The following is a 17,784-nucleotide window of genomic DNA, read 5'->3' on the forward strand; positions in this document are numbered from 1 at the left end:
TTGTTTCGGTTTCCTCTGAAATTATGAATCTTGGAAAAACGAAAAATATTTTTTCTAAGAGGAAAGAATGGAGGATAAACGAATTGAAACAAACGACAGATTTTTTGAAAATGAAATTGTCCGGTGAAAAAATTGCTATGATTACTGCTTATGATTTTCCTTCTGCTAAGCTTGCAGAACAAGCAGGCGTGGATATGATTCTTGTTGGCGATTCACTCGGAATGGTGGTATTGGGTTACGAATCCACTGTCCCAGTTACAATTGAAGACATGGTACACCATACAAAAGCTGTAAAAAGAGGCAGCCAAAATACGTTTATCGTAACAGATATGCCTTTTATGACTTACAACCTGAATCGTGAGGAAACCCTGAAATCTGCAGCGAAGCTTGTCCAGGATGGCGGAGCCCATGCTGTAAAAGTGGAAGGTGCTGGAGAAGTGGTAGACATGATAAGGGCCTTAACTTCATCAGGTATTCCCGTTATGGCTCATCTTGGATTAACACCTCAAAAGGCAGGTGTCTTGGGCGGGTATAAGGTTCAGGGAAAGACAGCTGAGGCAGCCAATCAATTGCTAGATGATGCTATATTATGCCAGGAGGCTGGAGCATTTGCAGTGGTTTTGGAATGCGTGCCAAGACAGCTGGCTGAAAGAATAACGAACCAACTCGACATTCCAACAATTGGAATTGGCGCAGGAAGCAGTGTAGACGGCCAGGTTCTCGTCTATCATGATTTTCTGGCATATGGTGTGGACAGGGTTGCCAAATTTGTGAAGCAGTACAGCAATGCAAATGAAATAATGCTTGCCGGAATTGAACAATATGTAATGGAAGTAAAAGCTTGCCTTTTTCCGGAACAACAACATACCTACACAATGAAAGAAGAAGAATTGACTGCTTTGTATGGAGGGAAATAACATGAACGTTGTTACATCTCGAAGGGAATTGGCATCTCTTGTATTTGAAAATAAGAAACAGGGAAAAAGCATTGGATTTGTACCTACAATGGGATATTTGCATGAAGGACATTTGACACTCGCAAAAGCAGCGCGTGAGCAAAATGACCTTGTTGTCATGAGTATATTTGTGAATCCTCTGCAATTTGGTCCAGGAGAAGATTTTGAATCCTATCCCCGTGATACAGAGAGGGATACAGCTTTAGCGGAATCAGCAGGTGTAGATTGTTTATTTATTCCAAGCGTTGAAGAAATGTATCCGAATCCCTTATCTCTTGATATAAAAGTGATAGAACGAGTGGATGTACTTTGCGGGAAAAAAAGGCCAGGACATTTTGATGGCGTGGCAGCTGTCCTAATCAAACTTTTCAATCTGGTTATGCCAAACCGTGCTTACTTTGGTTTAAAGGACGCTCAACAGGTTGCAGTGATACATGGAATTGTTGATGATTTATTCTTTCCTATTGAAATTGTAGAAATCCCGACTGTCCGTGAAGAGGATGGATTAGCCAAAAGCTCAAGAAATGTACGTTTAAGCGAAAAGGAAAGGAAAGATGCATCTGAGCTTTACCAGGCTCTTAAAAAGGCACAGGAAGCCGTAGCCGAAGGGGAAAAGTCTACAGCGAAGATTGAAGAACTCGTGAAAAGTCATATTTCCATGTCGACTAACGGAAAAATCGATTACGTTGAAATATATGCATATCCATCACTTAAACCCATTGACTTTTTTGATATAAGAGGAAAAGCCATTATAGCAATAGCTGTTCAATTTGAAAAAGCAAGATTAATCGATAATTTGATTTTAAATATGGACTTTTAGGAGGACACACCAATGTTTCGCACAATGATGAATGGAAAAATTCATAGAGCTACTGTTACGGAAGCAAATTTAAATTATATCGGCAGCATTACGATCGATCAGGATATTTTAGATGCTGTTGGAATGGTTGCTAATGAAAAAGTGCAAATTGTAAATAATAATAATGGAGCGAGATTAGAGACCTATATCATTTCTGGTGAACGTGGAAGCGGAGTCATTTGCCTGAACGGTGCTGCAGCAAGGTTGGTTCAGGTTGGTGATACAGTGATAATCATTTCATATGCACTCGTACCAGAAGAAAAAGTTAGTGAACATAAACCACGGATTGCCTTATTGGATCAGAACAACTCGATTAAAGAAATGATATCATACGAGCCTGAATCCACTGTTTTGGTGTAAATATGATGATGTGCAGCTCCTAATAAATGGTTAGGAGCTGTTTTTACAGTTTTTATAAAGGGTTAAACAGCTTAATACTACGATAAGTTCATTGAATAAAAATATTTCAGCACGCAGTACTTTTGAAAAATGATTTTTCGGCATTATACTTCTGTGTGGTAAAGTAGATGTTAATGTATAGTGTGTGATAAACTAAATAAATATAAAAAGGCAGAGTACCTTAAATCAAAAATTTCTATAGATCAATGACATAACGTTCACCCTCATTCACCTGATTTCATAGAAAAAACTTTTTGGGAATGGTTCGCCTGCAAATAAAGCGGTTATTTTAAAAAATTGCCAAGGATACATATGATTTAAACGAAAACAGCCTTAATTAAAAAACGAAAACAGCCTTAATTAAAACAGGTGATAGAGATGACACATCAATTTGCAGTAGTAGACTTAGAAACAACAGGGAATTCCCCAAAAAGCGGAGAAAGAATTATACAATTCTCGGCAGTCATTATTGATGAGGGAAAAATTATAGACCAATATTCTACATTTATAAATCCGGAAATACCCATACCAGCTTTTATTGAGGAATTAACGGGGATTCATGATGAAATGGTTAACGATGCTCCTACTTTCAAGGAAGTAGCTGCTGAAATATACTCATTATTACATGACAGGATCTTTGTGGCACATAATGTGCTGTTTGATCTCAATTTCCTAAAAGGTGAGTTTGAAAATGCAGGATATCCGGCTTTCCATGTTTCCGCGCTTGATACAGTTGAAATGGCTAAAATACTTCTCCCAACTGCTTATAGTTACAAACTGATAGACCTGGCAGAGTACTTTTCTTTTGTTCATGACAGACCTCACCAAGCCGACAGCGACGCTTATGTGACAGCAGAAATTTTGCTGAAGTTTACAGAATTAGCCCGCTCTCTTCCGTTAGTTACACTTGAAAAGCTTACTGAACTTTCTCCTGCATTAAAAAGCAATGTTGACATGTTTTTTCGGGAAATATTGAAGGAAAAAAGGCATCAAATATCTGACCTTCCGCTTGATTTGGAGGTTTTCCGGGGTATAGCAATACGTAAAGACTCATTAAAAGCTGCTCCCCACGAATACCGTGTTAACTCTTCTTATCCTTACACACCTGAAGATAAGGAAAAAGTCATTTCAAAGTACATAAAAAATTACCAGAAACGTAATGGACAGTTTGAAATGATGGATGCTGTACATGATTCATTTGAGAAATCCACGCATTCAGTAATAGAGGCAGGAACAGGAGTAGGAAAGTCTTTGGCATATTTGATTCCCTGCATCTTTTTTGCTGTCCAAAGGCAGAAAAAAGTCATTATAAGCACCTATACGACTCAACTGCAGGAGCAGCTGCTTCAAAATGAAATAAATGCAGTGAAAAAGATGGTTTCTCTCCCCTTTGAAGCGGCTTTGTTAAAAGGGAGAAACCATTATCCCAATATGTTTAAGTTCGAACAATCTTTGAAGGAGGAAGATCTGCAGTATGATTCTGTATTGACCAAGATGCAACTTTTGGTATGGTTTACCAAAACCAATACGGGCGATATGGATGAACTGAATTTGTCCAGCGGTGGAAAAATATATTGGAATCGCATTAAACAAGATGGCTGGCACCTTTCTCATACGCGTGATCCTTGGGCGCATAAGGATTTTTATCTCCAGGCAAGACAAAATGCAGAACAAGCCAATATCATCATAACCAATCACTCCATGCTTCTTGCAGATATCGAAAAGGATAATAGAATCCTTCCTGATTATGAGTATGCGGTAATTGATGAGGCACATCATTTTGAAAGGTCAGCCAGGCAGTATTTTGGATTGTCTTTAAAGTATGTGGCATGCAAATTTTTATTATCAAAAGCAAAATCATCTGATAACCAATCATTGCTTCCAAGATTGTACTCCTTATTGAGTAAAAGTGAAAGCATAGAGGAGGTTGAAGCGGCTCACCTGAATTCAATTCTAATTTCCCTTGAAGAGGATTTGGATGTTTTATTCCAGTTGCTTTCACAGCTGTTTCTAAAATCAACTAAAGCAAAACAAAAACAATTTCAAAAGCTTCAGATTCGCCTTGATTCCATCAGACAGCAGGAACCGCGTTGGAAGGCAGTACAAATGTGTGCTGAAAGAGTGGTGTCTTCACTAAAATCTTCACGGGGTGTCATTTACGAAAGGATAAAGAAGGCCGAGAAAAATAACAAAACGTTAAGCGAGAAGCATCAGTCGCTCATTGAAGAAGCATACACGTTTATGGAGGAATGGACAAAGCTTGAGGAGAATGTACGCCACCTATTTGTAATGCCGGAAAAAGGGACCGTGATATGGCTGGAAGGAGATACGCGTTCTCTTCCCAATAGTCTTTATATTCGATCACAGCCGGTTACAGTCCAAGATACTTTGGCAGAAAAATTTTTCGGTAAAATGAAAAGTACCGTATTAACTTCGGCTACATTGACTATCAACCATTCTTTTCGTTACTTTATGGACGAAATAGGCCTGGCTTCTTTTCAAAATGTTATAATCAAACAAATTGACTCACCATTTAATTATAAAAAAAATGCCAAGCTGATCATACCGAATGATATTCCTGAAATCAGGAAGGTATCGACCTTAGAATATGCGGAAGCAATGGCCAGTCATTTAATCCCGATTGCTCAGGCAACAAAAGGCAGAATGCTTGTTTTATTTACTGCGTATGACCTTTTGAGGCTGACGTATGATTTGATGAAGCAAAGCGGCCTTTTGGATGATTATTTGTTGATTGCACAGGGAATCTCTGCAGGAAGCAGAACGAAATTGACTAAAAACTTTCAGCGATTTGAAAAGTCCATTCTTTTTGGGATGAACAGTTTTTGGGAGGGGATTGATATTCCAGGAGAAGATTTATCCTGCCTTGTTATGGTACGGCTGCCGTTTTCCCCTCCGGATGAACCTCTTACTGAAGCTAAAAATGAATATATGAAGCAATTGGGGAAAAATCCATTTTCGGCATACGCTTTGCCTGAGGCGGTCCTAAGGTTTAAACAGGGCTTCGGCCGACTTATTAGAACTGAATCAGATAAAGGCCTAGTGATTGTTTTTGACAGAAGAATTGAAACCACTGCATATGGAAAGGAATTTATTCGCTCCATTCCTCCTGTTTCCATACATCATTCGTCATTAAATGAAATTCTGGAAATTGTCGATACCTGGCTTTAATTCACCAGGTTCAGTATTAGAACTAAAGAGAGTCTTACGAAAAGATGCCGCGAAGGACAGACAACATAAGGAGTTATCCTTTGTATAGAATGCAACAACTGACAACAGTCTTTCTAAAAAATGCGCTCTTAAAAAGAGCGCAAAGAAGTGTGGACTAGAAATCGTTGATTTTTGTATGCCATAGCACATATTGAATGGTATTTTTACTGTTATAATGAAAAAGAATGTTTCTTTAATAATAGTGTAGCCTTCAAATTAGGCTATATTAGTAACAAAATTTGTTTATAAAGGGGGATAAACATGGAAAGTGATATCGAAATTTTATCGACTATTACAGTGGATTACCAAGAAAACCTGTATAAAGTTGTCGATGTACTAAACAGGACTCTGAAGCGGAACAATCTTATGTTTGGATTGGCACTGGATCAACAGGATAAAACAAAAGCTATCTTTACAATTTATCGTACATAATGAGGTATAGTGATGAAAAAATGGATTTTGAGTCTAATTGTGGTGTTTTTAATTATTTTGGGATTTTTCATTAATGTTTATATCCAGGCGAGAAAACCTTACAATGCCGCTGAGAAAAAGGCAGAAGAAATAGCAAAATCCAAAGCGGATTTAAAAGACATCGAACAATTTTATTTATATAATGGTACTAATTCTTATTTAACCGTTGTTGGTAAACAAAAAAGCGGGCAGAAAGTGGCGGTCATGATTCCAAGACAGCAGCCTTCCAATCCTGTCGTTTATAAATGGTCAGATGGGATATCAGAGAAGGCTGCTTTACAGGCATTGCAGTCACAAAAACACCCTAAAAAAATAATGGGAGTAAGCCTTGGTTTGGATAATAATGAACCAGTATGGGAAATCTCCTTTTTGGATAGCTCCTCACAGTTAAATTATTTTTATATAAGCTTTTTGAAAACCGGCAACTATACAAAATTAATTGAGAACATTTAAAAACTCCAAGCATAATGAAAGGATGATTTAAGTGGCGATTAAACTGGCAAAGAGGGTAAGCACTTTAACACCCTCCACAACATTGGCTATTACTGCTAAAGCAAAAGCAATGAAGGCATCTGGTATTGATGTGATTGGTCTTGGTGCAGGTGAACCTGATTTTAATACTCCATCCCACATTATTGAGGCATCTTATATAAGCATGAAACAGGGACAAACGAAATATACGCCTGCTGGTGGATTGGATTCTCTAAAGGAAGCTGTTATTGCAAAATTTAAACATGACCAGGGAATCGATTATACTAAGCCCGAAGTAATCATTACAAATGGAGCCAAGCATGCATTATACACTCTTTTTCAGGTATTGTTGAATGAAGGAGACGAAGTCATTATTCCTACTCCTTACTGGGTAAGCTATCCGGAACAAGTAAAGCTGGCTGGTGGAGTACCGGTTTTTGTAGAGGGTAAAGAGGACAATAACTTTAAAATCACGCCTGAACAATTGAAAGAAGCATGTTCTGAAAAAACAAAGGCCATTATCATTAATTCTCCTAGCAATCCTACGGGCATGATTTATTCCGAAGATGAACTTGCAGCGATTGGAGCAATTTGTGTTGAGAAGGAATTATTAATCGTTTCAGATGAAATTTATGAAAAATTAATCTATGGGGAAAACAAGCATATTTCCATAGCTCAACTATCTGATAAACTGAAAGAACTCACCATTATTATTAATGGGGTTTCCAAGTCCCATTCCATGACTGGCTGGAGAATAGGATATGCAGCTGGAAATAAAGATATTATTAAAGCAATGACGGATTTAGCCAGTCATTCTACGTCTAATCCAACTACGTCCTCTCAGTATGCGGCTTTGGCTGCTTATAATGGATCACAAGAGCCTGTTGAAGAGATGAGAAGAGCTTTTGAAGACCGGTTGAATACTATTTACAATAAGCTCATCAGCATTCCCGGCTTTACTTGTATAAAGCCTCAGGGAGCATTTTATTTGTTCCCGAATGTTAAGGAGGCAGCTGTAACATTGGGGTATGATTCAGTTGATGATTTTTCAGCTGCACTATTAGAGGAAGCAAAAGTAGCAGTCGTACCAGGATCCGGCTTTGGTGCATCTGACTACATTCGTTTATCCTATGCAACATCGCTTGAGCTTTTAGAAAAAGCAATTGACCGGATGGCTGTATTTGTAAGCGGACGTTAAAAAAAGAGAAGCTGCGAATACTAATCTATTCCCGAATGATTACTTTTAAAATTTTAGCGTAAAGCCTTTTATATGCATAAACCCAATAACAAAGAGCTTGAAACTCAAATTTCAAGCTCTTTGTTTAATGAAATATCTGTTTAGGGGACTTTGAGAGAGAAAAAGAATGTTGATATATGGAAATCAAATTTCGTTCCTTTTTGGAGTTTTAAAATGGTATACTGAGTACGAGGTGTCCAATATGGTGAAAGAAAAAGAAATTATGATGACATGGATAGAGGAAGGAACGATACAGGTTCCTCAGTTGCTTATGTCAAAATATAAACAGATAGGGCTTGATGAGACTGAACTGGTTCTGCTGCTTCATGTCCATTCCTTTATGGAAAAAGGAGTCTTTTTTCCAACTCCTGAACAACTTGCAGAGCGAATGACCGTTTCAGGCAATACTTGTGTATCCATACTTAAAAAATTAGTACAGAATCAATTTATTGGTATAGATGAGGGGGTACAGCAGGATTCGATAGGCTTTGAGAAATATACACTTAAACCTCTCTGGTTAAAACTTGTAGACGAGCTGATCTACGAAAGCAAACAGGATGAGCTGGAAAAAAGTCTTACACAGGAATCTAATCTGTACACAACATTTGAGCAAGAATTTGGACGGCCATTATCACCGCTTGAATGTGAAACATTGTCAATGTGGCTTGATCAAGACCAACATGATTCGTCCATTATTAAAGCAGCGTTAAAAGAAGCTGTTATTTCTGGTAAACTGAATTTTCGTTATATAGATCGAATCCTATTTGAATGGAAAAAGAACGGGATCAAAACACTGGACCAAGCCCGTAATTACGGAGAAAACTTTAGGCAAAAACGGTCAAAATCAAATCAAGCTCAAAGAAGCTCTGCAACTGTGCCGTTCTACAATTGGCTGGAACAATAGGCACTTTTTTTATTTTTAGCTTTACTTGTTCTTGAACCTGTTTCAAGAACATTTTTCTTACTTTTATGGTTTGAATTTGCAATAGTCGTGGTGTATGCTCTGGTGATGGCAACGGGTAAACGAGACTCCTGCGGGACAAGCAGGTATTGGGAGACCTCACAGGCGCAATTTGCTTCAAGGAGGCTTCCCGTTTGCCCCGCGCAAAGCAAGTGCCTGAATCCATTTATAAGAAAAACGCAAGTTCCATCTATATAGCTTAATTAATTTTTCCTAAGAAACTGGTAAAAATCTTCAATAAGGAGGGGCCGCATGCTAAATCAAAAGCAAGTACAATACTGTCTGGGAAAAATGGGAGAAATGTTCCCAGATGCACATTGTGAACTTAATCATTCCAACCCATTTGAATTGGTTATAGCTGTTTTGCTATCTGCACAATGCACGGATGCGCTCGTTAACAAAGTGACAGTCAGTCTATTTCAGAAATATAAAAAACCTGAGGATTATCTTGCAGTCCCATTGGAAGAGCTGCAAAATGATATTCGGTCCATTGGACTGTTTAGAAATAAAGCGAAGAATATACAAAAATTGAGTGCTATGATTCTTGATAAATATGGCGGTCACGTACCTGCGGACAGAGATGAACTCATAAACCTTCCCGGGGTAGGCAGGAAGACAGCCAATGTAGTAGTATCTGTTGCATATGGTGAACCGGCGATAGCAGTAGATACCCATGTAGAACGTGTAAGTAAGCGTCTTGGGATATGCAGGTGGAAAGATAGTGTTTTGGAGGTAGAGAATGCTCTGATGAAAAAGCTTCCCAAGGAAGAGTGGGCTGTATCGCATCATCGGCTTATTTTTTTTGGACGTTATCATTGCAAGGCGCAATCTCCTCAATGTCCGTCTTGTCCTCTTTTAGACCTTTGCAGGGAAGGTAAAAAACGGATGAAGAAAGGAATATAGGAGATGAAGGCAAAAGTACCAAGCCAACTTCAGAATTCCTTTTTCTTTCCTAATGATTATGTGGATATTCAAATTCAAGGAAAAGGACTGAAGGAAAGAGGATATTTTCCTCATGAGTTGATGTTTTTTCATAACATGAAATTTTCTCAGCCCTGGAAAGATGAAGAGCCTTGGATCGAACCTCTTATAAATGAGTGGAATGCTATAAGAGAAGAGCTTAAGGTATCCTTTCGATCCCGTCGGCAGGATACATATGAAGGAATGAGATGCGGAATGGCTTTCCTTTTGACCATTTTGTTTTGGTATAATGCTGAACCGGTAACTCCATTAAGCTGGAGAGAAAAAATAAAAGGATTTCAGTGGAAGGCAGTAAATATGGAGGAAAGGCTGGGTTTTATCTTTGAGAATGCCCAATCATTTACAGCGTTTATTCAATTAAATGAATTAATTGTAGAACAATTAAAGCAATGTGCCAAAAAGAAAGTAATGAGAAAAAGAAACTTAACCAAGTAAAAAGACATCTTCTTTCAAGAAGATGTCTTTTTATTTGGTTTTCTAATAAATATCAGCCGTTTTGACCATTAACATTTGCAGGCTGGTCTGGCTGGCTTGTTTTGCCGTCATTTTTAGGAGGTTTTGGAGTTTTGCCATCTCCTTGACCGCTGCCACTGCCAGGGCCAGTGGCAGGGCCGCTGCCATTGCCTTGACCGCTGCCATTGCCTTGACCGCTGCCAGTGCCAGGGCCGTTGCCAGTGCCGTTGCCAGTGCCAGTGCCGTTGCCAGTGCCGTTGCCAGTGCCAGGGCCGTTGCCAGTGCCGTTGCCACTGCCTTGACCGCTGCCATTGCCTTGACCGCTGCCATTGCCTTGACCGCTGCCATTGCCTTGACCGCTGCCATTGCCTTGACCATTGCCATTGCCTTGACCATTGCCATTGCCCTGACCGCTGTTATTGCCTTGACCATTGCCATTGCCCTGACCGCTGTTATTGCCTTGACCGCTGTTATTGCCTTGACCGCTGTTATTGCCTTGGCTATTATTTTTAGTTGCATTTGGATCTGGTACTTTTACCGTTACGCTCCCTGGTTTGCTTTCGCTGCCATTTACATCCGCTGTGACGGAAATGGTATAGGTAGAACCAGGCTTAGGATTTGGTATGGTAAAGGATGTATTGCTAGTTGTGCCAAACGATTGGCTCGAACCATCAATGCTTCCAGATAAATTGAATTGTGCACCCGATTTCGAGTAGCTCCATTTTACATCTATTTCATTTTTATTCTTATCATATTGTCCACTGATTTGAGGGGCATCCGGCTGAGAATATTGTTGAGATACTTGAGTTGGTTCCTGCCCCCTTACAAATAATTCATTGACAATTTTGTCTTTTGGGGTATTAGGGCCTGCTAATTGAGCCGGGTTGGATCCATCTACAATCGGTTCACTTACCACGCTGCTTGGCATTTTAAAGTCAGGTGTATCTTTGCCTTCAGAAACATAGGACATCAAATTTCTAAATAGTACCTGTGATATCTTTTGTTCACTTCCTGCTGGTATATAATGGTTATCTGGATATCCGGTCCAGACGGATATCGTATAATTTGTTGTATATCCTGTAAACCAGGAGTCTTCTACAGCTCCCTCAGGAATATTGTATTTTTGTACATCAGCATCAGAGAAATTGGTTGTCCCTGTTTTACCTGCAATGTGAAGGCCAGGAACATTGGCTTGTATCCCAGTTCCTTTCGTAAGCACATCTTTAAGCATATCGGTAATCATGTAGGCAGTATAGTCTTTCATGGCAATTTTAGGATCCGGATTGTTTTTCACAACGGTATCGCCATCCCGAAGGACAATTTTTCTGACTGCATGTGGTGTATTATAAATTCCATTATTGCCAAAAGCAGCATAAGCTCCTGCCATTTGAAGTGGTGAGACACCAAGTCCTCCGCCGATAGCAGATGATTCATATTGCAGCGTATTAAAATTGAAACCAAGATTACTTGAAAACTCCTTGGCATGATCAGCTCCAACTTCTTGGTAAGTTCGTACAGCCGGAATATTTCTTGATAAATACAATGCTTTACGAATTGACATTTGCCCCATGAACTGTTTATTCCAGTCATTAAGCTTTTGTCCTGTCGAATAGCTCATAGGTGTATCCTGTGTCTGTTGGTACGTAGACCATTTTAAGTATTCAATGGCTGGACCATAATCTAGAATCGGTTTGATTGTGGATCCAGGAGAACGCTGAATATCTGATGCGTAACTAAATCCTCTTTGAACCTGGGCATTACGTCCGCCCCCCACAGCTTTGATTTCCCCCGTTTTAGTGTCTAAAAGGGTTATACCAGCCTGGAATTTTTTATCCGGGAAATCGACCACATCATTGGTATCGAGCATTTTTTCTGTGTAAGCCTGAGCTTTTGGATCCAGCGTTGTGTAAATTTTCAAACCGTCAGAATAAACGTTGTAATCTCCCATTTTTTCCACTTCATTTATGACAAGATTAATAAATGCATCGTACTTATTATGAGGTGTTTGACGCTGATCTTTGCTTACAAGTCCGTGAGTAATAGGAACAGCTTGCGCCTTAAGCATTTGTTCTTTGGTAATCTTTTTATTGCGAAGCATTAGGGATAAGACAATGTCCCTTCTTTTCTTTGCATAGTCCGGATGCAGGAATGGATTGTAATTGTTAGGGCTCTGCGGCATACCTGCAAGTAAAGCTGCTTCAGGCAAATCAATCTGATTTAAGGTTTTACCGAAATAGTGTTCAGAAGCTGTTTCCATGCCATTAACTCCATCAGACATATACACCTTGTTTACATACATTTCAAAGATTTCGTGCTTGGTATAATGCTTTTCAAGCTGAAGGGAAAGCCAAGCTTCCTGTGCCTTACGTTTAAGGGTCTTTTCACTGGATTTAGTGGACATTTTTATGACCTGCTGGGTAAGCGTACTTGCGCCCTCTGATCCAAAACCGCTTCTGAAATTGGCCAGGATTGCACCTCCAAGACGGATAGGGTCTATTCCATGGTGCTCATAAAAACGTGCATCCTCTGTTGAAAGAACAGCATTTTCCAATAATTTAGGGATATGATTATAGGTTATATACTTGCGATTCACTGATCCAATGGTTGTGATCAGTTTATCGTTTTCATCATATACCTGGGACGGAATGGGATCCTTTAATACAATGGAGCTCAATTTTGGAGTGCTGCTCACATAATAGGCAAAAGTCGAAATGCCTGCAATTAATCCTATAAGTCCTAGGAGAAACACTGCAAGGACCAAACGCTTGAAGAATGTCCATTTTTTGCGTTTAGCCTTTGGTTTTTTATTCGCCGATTGATGATTTTGTTTTCGGCGCTCCTCACGTGTTTGATATTTTTCTGGCATATAATACTTCCTTTCTTACCTAATCAGGAGTTTAAGAGGAAAAACAAAGAAAAGATTACCATTCGTTTTTTTGCAGGTCAAATGCATAAGCATGTTAATGCTTATGCATTTGTTTTATCTTAACTCAGAGAGAGAAAAATCTCTATTGTTTCCTATGTGATTAGGTAATTTCTATTAGAGGTAACAAATAACCATTTATAATATTGTAAATCTTTTTCTCTTATACGTCTAAAATGAGCACTAATTTTTCTGTTAAAAGGCTGTTACCGCATTGATAGCTGCCTTTTTAATAGTCAGTGGTCAGATCCTATTTGCCGGTCATCGTGGACGAAAAGAGACTTTAATAAGATTTAAATAGTATAATGATTGCAGTGAAAAAGTCCTTTCTTTACACACGTCTGTAGTTTCTGCCTGACCCGGACATATGTCTTTTAAGAAACCGGAAGCAATCAGCTATATTTTAAAAAATAGCTGATCAACAATATAAAGATAAGGAATTCTGGGGTTCAATCCGATTGAAATGGCATGCCCCAATTGTTCAATTTCTTTTCTGGTAATGGACTTTCTGCCTCCTGCCGTCATTCTTTCCCAAAAGGTAAATAAATGATGGCATTCAAGGAGGAAAAGATCATCCGTTTTAGAAAAGCGGAGAATGACGAAGCTGATTCCCTTTTGCGCTGCTACTTGCCTCATATGAGTTATTTGATGCTCATGAAAGTTCTTCAGGGGAAATGAGGTTGAGTTTTGCGTTTCCTTTGCTTCAAAATCAATATATCTCCCTTTATAAACTCCATTATAATCCGTTGTAGAGGGCTGTTTAAAATAGGCTTCCTTAATAACAGCTGTGCTTCGTGACTGGTAATCCACATTAACTATTTGAACAGGTGTAGGCTTTTTATGTATAACGGCTATACCATTTTCTAAATAGTATTGATTGGTAATATTCAAATCGGATTCCAACGTCATCCCTCTATTGCTGTATGAAATACTTTTCGTGCTTTCAGCCTTCTTTATGACGGTTTCCTTTAGGTCGAATTGCTTGCCATTCGGATAACGTAAGTACATTTATCTCACCCCAAACTAAATTATATCATAGCAGAAAAAGACAAAGGATGAGTGAATAAAAAGTTTGATTTCCCGTCAAGATAAACCTACAACAAGAAATGGAGCTCAATTTATGAAGGAAAACCCTCTTTTTCAAACTATTTTTCCGAATATCTCGTTTAATTTGTCAGATCAGCAAATTATTCAAAAAATAAGGAAGCAGACCTATAAGGCTAATCTTGATAATATATCACGAACAAAAGAGTATCAAAACTTTTATTTACTTCATCCTGAAATTAAGTGGTCTTTTCTAGCTTCAATGGTATCCCGCAATGCTGGATGGAATATGGGGGATTTAGAAGGGGATTTCCTGCCTTCTCTAATTAGCAAAAAATGCAGAACCGACTTGTTTTTAACCTATGAACGAGCAAATTGGCTTATTTTTCACGATGCATATCCTCAGCTTCTTCTTTATCATTATTCAAAGCTCCTGAAACGTCCATTGCTTCATTTATTAAAAGATTTTTTTGTGTCTGATTTTATGGTGGAGGAATGGAAGTCATTCCTATGCTCCAAAGATGAGGACAAACTGATGACAGCGTTGATTATAAATGAACAAAATATCATTCACTTACCTGTTATCAACCATTCTACTTTTAAAAAGAGGGTATTCAGTACGAAATTGTTCAAATTACAAGAATTATTTCATTTTAGCTGTGTTTTGTTTCCTACAAGAAACGGCTGTTTATATGGCGCAAGTGTGGATAAATTCAGGAAGTTAGAAGAAAGAATTCACCTTGGACGAAGACTGGCTTCCATTTTATTTCATCCAGATCTCTATCCTTATTTTTATGATTTTGCGTTCCACACTGAACATACAGGCTCCCGCTTTGATTATGAAAAGTATATGGAAATAAAGAAAAGGGACACACCCTATTTGCGCACGGTTTATCCAATTATCGAACATCACCTGCATGAGCAGATGGATTGGTCATTAAAGAAAAACACTGAAGAACAAAAACTGCCTCCCATATCTGTATTGCATCCGATTCAGGTAACAGACTGGTTTTTAGAAAAACAAAAGAAAATGAGAAGAATGGTTTTGTTAAAGAGAGGAATATTAGGGGATTGTTAAGGGACTATTATAAAGGCTCTGTTTATGTTCTATGCTGATAATCATTCGTTTTTAGATCATTTTTCAGCTGTGCTAATAGGCTTTTGAAACAGCCGATTCAAAAGAATTAGCTTAAGGCTTTTTTCGTAAACTTTGTTGCTATTGTAAACAAAAATATATTATAAATATATATTCAGTATTAAAACTTGTGAATAGCACACGAAAAGATGTCACGAAGACAGACAACATAAGGAATAATCTTTTGTACGTAAAGCACAATCTATGCGAAAACAGCCTAGCTTAAAAACAACAGAGTTTTAACAAAGCCATAATACATGCATAAAAAAACGTGTGAAGTAATTCTTCAATCTTCACACGAAGGAATTTAAAAAGGGTTAGATGGAGGGGCGGTTAGGCCCAGATATTTTAGGGTTGCCCTGACCTGCTTGATTTTCTTTATTTTTCCCTTTGTTCTCTTGTTCCTGATGTTTTTTTTCTTTGCTGTCCATTCTCTTCGCCTCCTACTGGAACAATTAGCTTGCAGGAATGAAATGGTCAAATCCAGCCGCTTATCATAGTATTTACAAAGCAATGTATCTCATTCATTCTGTCGAAAATGAGCAGGTTGCAGGATAAGGATTGTTACTTTGCCGAATTTCTTCTAGTTTTGTCATATGAGAAGGAAGTAGCAATCAACCAAAGAATATACTAGTAAGCAAAATGGCGGGAGGATGATGTGGATGTATGGAAAAAGTGATGTTTTATTGAAGTTGATGGAAATGGAAAGGAAATTGGAAAAACTTGATTCAACTCTGGCCAGTCGAATAAATGCAGAAATACAAAGCGGAGAAAAACAAGCAATTAAACATCATTTATTAGTCGATGCCAAACTTAGCATGCTGGAAATGAAAGTAAAGGAAATCCAGAGAATTTCTTCGCAAGAAAATTTAAATCCAAGATTACCAGCTTTTTCAAGCTTAACACTTGAATTGAACTAAAGGACTACTTAAAATGAATTTATATACATTAAAGTATAACTTCCGCCAAGGAGGTTTTTTCTTTTTTGTACTCCTGGAAGATCAATTTTCATAAAAAGACACTAACAAATATGGAGGCTTATGTCTTTGGAATATACTAATGTAATTGACACAACCGAAAAACTGCTTGCATGTAATGATTTTGCTATTGAAACGTATCAAAAAGCAAGAGAGCAAGGAAATTCATCTGACTTTTTTGCAGATGTAAAACCATTTGCGGATAGAGTACAAAAACTGTGCAAAGAGTGGCTTCCCGCAGCCATTAGCTGGGTTGATTCTGTAAGACCCAAGCATTTGCATACAATACAATTGAAAAATACGGCGGAAAATATTCAAATGGTCTCTATACGCTGTTTCTATGCAGAAACTAGTTTAAAACAATTCAACAGCCATACAGGGTCCATTCGCTATGTCTTAACAAGGTTTCTTGAAGAGGTGAAGGCTTATTCAAAACAGTAAAAGAGTAAATCGGCAGCGTTATGCAGGCTTCAGAATGTTCATTACCACAACAAAAGGGAGCTTAAAGAGCCAAAAGTACTTTCCTATAGCCAAGAATATAATTTTTTATTAGGAAGGCTACTCTGGAAATAACTCTGTTATGAGCTTGAAACATCAGGCAAAACGACCTCTGATAATAATTATTGATTTATCGTAATGGGTGAAAGAACACTTTTTCATGCACTCTGTGAGAAATTGATTAGCATGGTGGTCTTGGTTAAGCGGGAAATCTGGCCAAAGGTAGACCCCACAGGAGCTTGCGCCGAGAAGGCTCCCGGCCGCCCGCGGAAAGCGAGTGCCTGAAGAGGAAATCAAGCAGCAGGAGGATCAGGATACTATCCATACCTCATATAAAGCCTAAAGCAGAAATGAATCCAAGTTAATTGAAGCGAAAGGCACAAGACTCTGCAAGTGTTTCAATAGGCAAGATCAACTGAACATAAAAAAATATTTAATCAATGGAGTTTACTAAGTGATGCTAGACATTTCACCATTTTTTAAATAGAACATAATGTATAAGTAATGATGACTTGTTTAGATGGAGGAAATGAGTATGAGAGGACAAAATCATACTAATAATACACAAATAAATCATAATGGTTACTCTCTTCGAGGCGAACAAACCGGCTATCATCGATATCCACAGCCACCATATCAGCCGTATCAGCAGCCCATGCCCCCAAACCCCTATTCGCATCCTTCCATGCAGCAGCCTTATCAAATGATGCCTGGTAATCAGGCGGGACATGGACAGTTTCCTTATTATCAGCAGACACCGGATCAGGGGTTTAACAATCAATACATGCCGCCTATTTTTGACAATCCTTTGCACCCAATAGCCGATAGCAATCCAAGCTCTGGCTATGTAAGCCAATCAGCCAATCCCTATCCAAAAGGGAATTATAGTCCGCGGCCTCCTCAAGGAGGATTTAGCAATGTCATGAACTCTTTTAAGTCTCAGGATGGTTCACTTGATTTTAATAAAATGATGAACACTGCAGGACAGATGATGAATGCCGTCAATCAGTTTTCATCCATGTTCAAAGGGCTCGGAGGTCTGTTTAAAACATAGGCTTTCGGGCCTGTTTTTATGGAACGATATCCACATGTGTTCCCATACTCTAGCATCATTTTTTTCCATTCTTTGCTACTATAGAAATAAATAAACATCAAAAGCGCAGGTTTATCCTGTATACTTTTTATTAAGAA

Annotated in this window: 16 protein-coding genes; 14 read left to right on the top strand and 2 right to left on the bottom strand. The window is 38.5% G+C overall.

What is annotated here, in order from left to right:
• The first annotated feature begins 83 nt into the window (after positions 1-83).
• The 10 genes from panB (at position 84) to A5N88_RS02760 (ending at position 9,998) form a co-directional block, all read left to right on the top strand.
• The gene (gene panB / locus A5N88_RS02710) at positions 84-917 is read left to right on the top strand and encodes a 3-methyl-2-oxobutanoate hydroxymethyltransferase (protein ID WP_066262752.1); all 834 of its coding nucleotides are present in this window, start codon (positions 84-86) and stop codon (positions 915-917) included.
• 1 nt (position 918) lies between these two features.
• The gene (gene panC / locus A5N88_RS02715) at positions 919-1,776 is read left to right on the top strand and encodes a pantoate--beta-alanine ligase (RefSeq protein ID WP_066262754.1); all 858 of its coding nucleotides are present in this window, start codon (positions 919-921) and stop codon (positions 1,774-1,776) included.
• 12 nt (positions 1,777-1,788) lie between these two features.
• A complete protein-coding gene (gene panD / locus A5N88_RS02720) occupies positions 1,789-2,175 on the top strand; it encodes an aspartate 1-decarboxylase (RefSeq protein WP_066262757.1) in 387 nt (128 codons plus the stop codon).
• Positions 2,176-2,592: 417 nt separating this feature from the next.
• Positions 2,593-5,403, top strand: coding sequence for an ATP-dependent DNA helicase DinG (gene dinG / locus A5N88_RS02725; RefSeq protein ID WP_066262759.1), 2,811 nt, complete (start codon positions 2,593-2,595; stop codon positions 5,401-5,403).
• A gap of 300 nt (positions 5,404-5,703) precedes the next feature.
• Positions 5,704-5,874, top strand: a complete 171-nt coding sequence (locus A5N88_RS02730; RefSeq protein ID WP_066262761.1) for a YpmA family protein — start codon at positions 5,704-5,706, stop codon at positions 5,872-5,874.
• A 12-nt stretch (positions 5,875-5,886) separates the two neighbouring features.
• Positions 5,887-6,366 carry a cell wall elongation regulator TseB-like domain-containing protein gene (locus A5N88_RS02735; RefSeq protein WP_066262763.1) on the top strand — a complete coding sequence of 160 codons (480 nt, stop codon included), beginning with the start codon at positions 5,887-5,889 and terminating at the stop codon, positions 6,364-6,366.
• Positions 6,367-6,403: 37 nt separating this feature from the next.
• Positions 6,404-7,582 (top strand): pyridoxal phosphate-dependent aminotransferase, encoded by a 1,179-nt coding sequence (locus A5N88_RS02740; protein WP_066270174.1) that lies wholly within the window; start codon positions 6,404-6,406, stop codon positions 7,580-7,582.
• A gap of 241 nt (positions 7,583-7,823) precedes the next feature.
• On the top strand, positions 7,824-8,525 hold the full coding sequence (locus A5N88_RS02745) for a DnaD domain-containing protein (protein WP_066270176.1): 702 nt from the start codon (positions 7,824-7,826) through the stop codon (positions 8,523-8,525).
• Positions 8,526-8,834: 309 nt separating this feature from the next.
• A complete protein-coding gene (nth, locus tag A5N88_RS02755; protein ID WP_066262766.1) occupies positions 8,835-9,485 on the top strand; it encodes an endonuclease III in 651 nt (216 codons plus the stop codon).
• Positions 9,486-9,488: 3 nt separating this feature from the next.
• A complete protein-coding gene (locus A5N88_RS02760; protein ID WP_066262767.1) occupies positions 9,489-9,998 on the top strand; it encodes a YpoC family protein in 510 nt (169 codons plus the stop codon).
• 52 nt (positions 9,999-10,050) lie between these two features.
• Here the strand turns inward: A5N88_RS02760 and A5N88_RS02765 are convergent, their stop codons facing one another.
• Complete coding sequence (locus A5N88_RS02765) at positions 10,051-12,882, bottom strand: transglycosylase domain-containing protein (RefSeq protein WP_066262769.1); 2,832 nt, start codon at positions 12,880-12,882, stop codon at positions 10,051-10,053.
• Positions 12,883-13,335: 453 nt separating this feature from the next.
• The gene (gene recU / locus A5N88_RS02770; protein WP_066262771.1) at positions 13,336-13,947 is read right to left on the bottom strand and encodes a Holliday junction resolvase RecU; all 612 of its coding nucleotides are present in this window, start codon (positions 13,945-13,947) and stop codon (positions 13,336-13,338) included.
• Between the two features lie 112 nt (positions 13,948-14,059).
• On the opposite strand from recU, the gene A5N88_RS02775 reads away from it, so the two are divergent.
• The 4 genes from A5N88_RS02775 to A5N88_RS02790 all read left to right on the top strand — a co-directional run bounded on the left by A5N88_RS02775 (position 14,060) and on the right by A5N88_RS02790 (position 17,647).
• On the top strand, positions 14,060-15,061 hold the full coding sequence (locus A5N88_RS02775; protein WP_066262772.1) for a DUF2515 family protein: 1,002 nt from the start codon (positions 14,060-14,062) through the stop codon (positions 15,059-15,061).
• Between the two features lie 719 nt (positions 15,062-15,780).
• Positions 15,781-16,038 (top strand): hypothetical protein, encoded by a 258-nt coding sequence (locus tag A5N88_RS02780; RefSeq protein WP_066262774.1) that lies wholly within the window; start codon positions 15,781-15,783, stop codon positions 16,036-16,038.
• 126 nt (positions 16,039-16,164) lie between these two features.
• Positions 16,165-16,536, top strand: coding sequence for a YppE family protein (locus A5N88_RS02785; protein ID WP_232317507.1), 372 nt, complete (start codon positions 16,165-16,167; stop codon positions 16,534-16,536).
• 592 nt (positions 16,537-17,128) lie between these two features.
• Positions 17,129-17,647 (top strand): YppG family protein, encoded by a 519-nt coding sequence (locus tag A5N88_RS02790; protein WP_066262783.1) that lies wholly within the window; start codon positions 17,129-17,131, stop codon positions 17,645-17,647.
• Positions 17,648-17,784 lie beyond the last annotated feature (137 nt).

The organism is Heyndrickxia acidicola (assembly GCF_001636425.1).
GTDB classification, from domain to species: domain Bacteria; phylum Bacillota; class Bacilli; order Bacillales; family Bacillaceae_C; genus Bacillus_AE; species Bacillus_AE acidicola.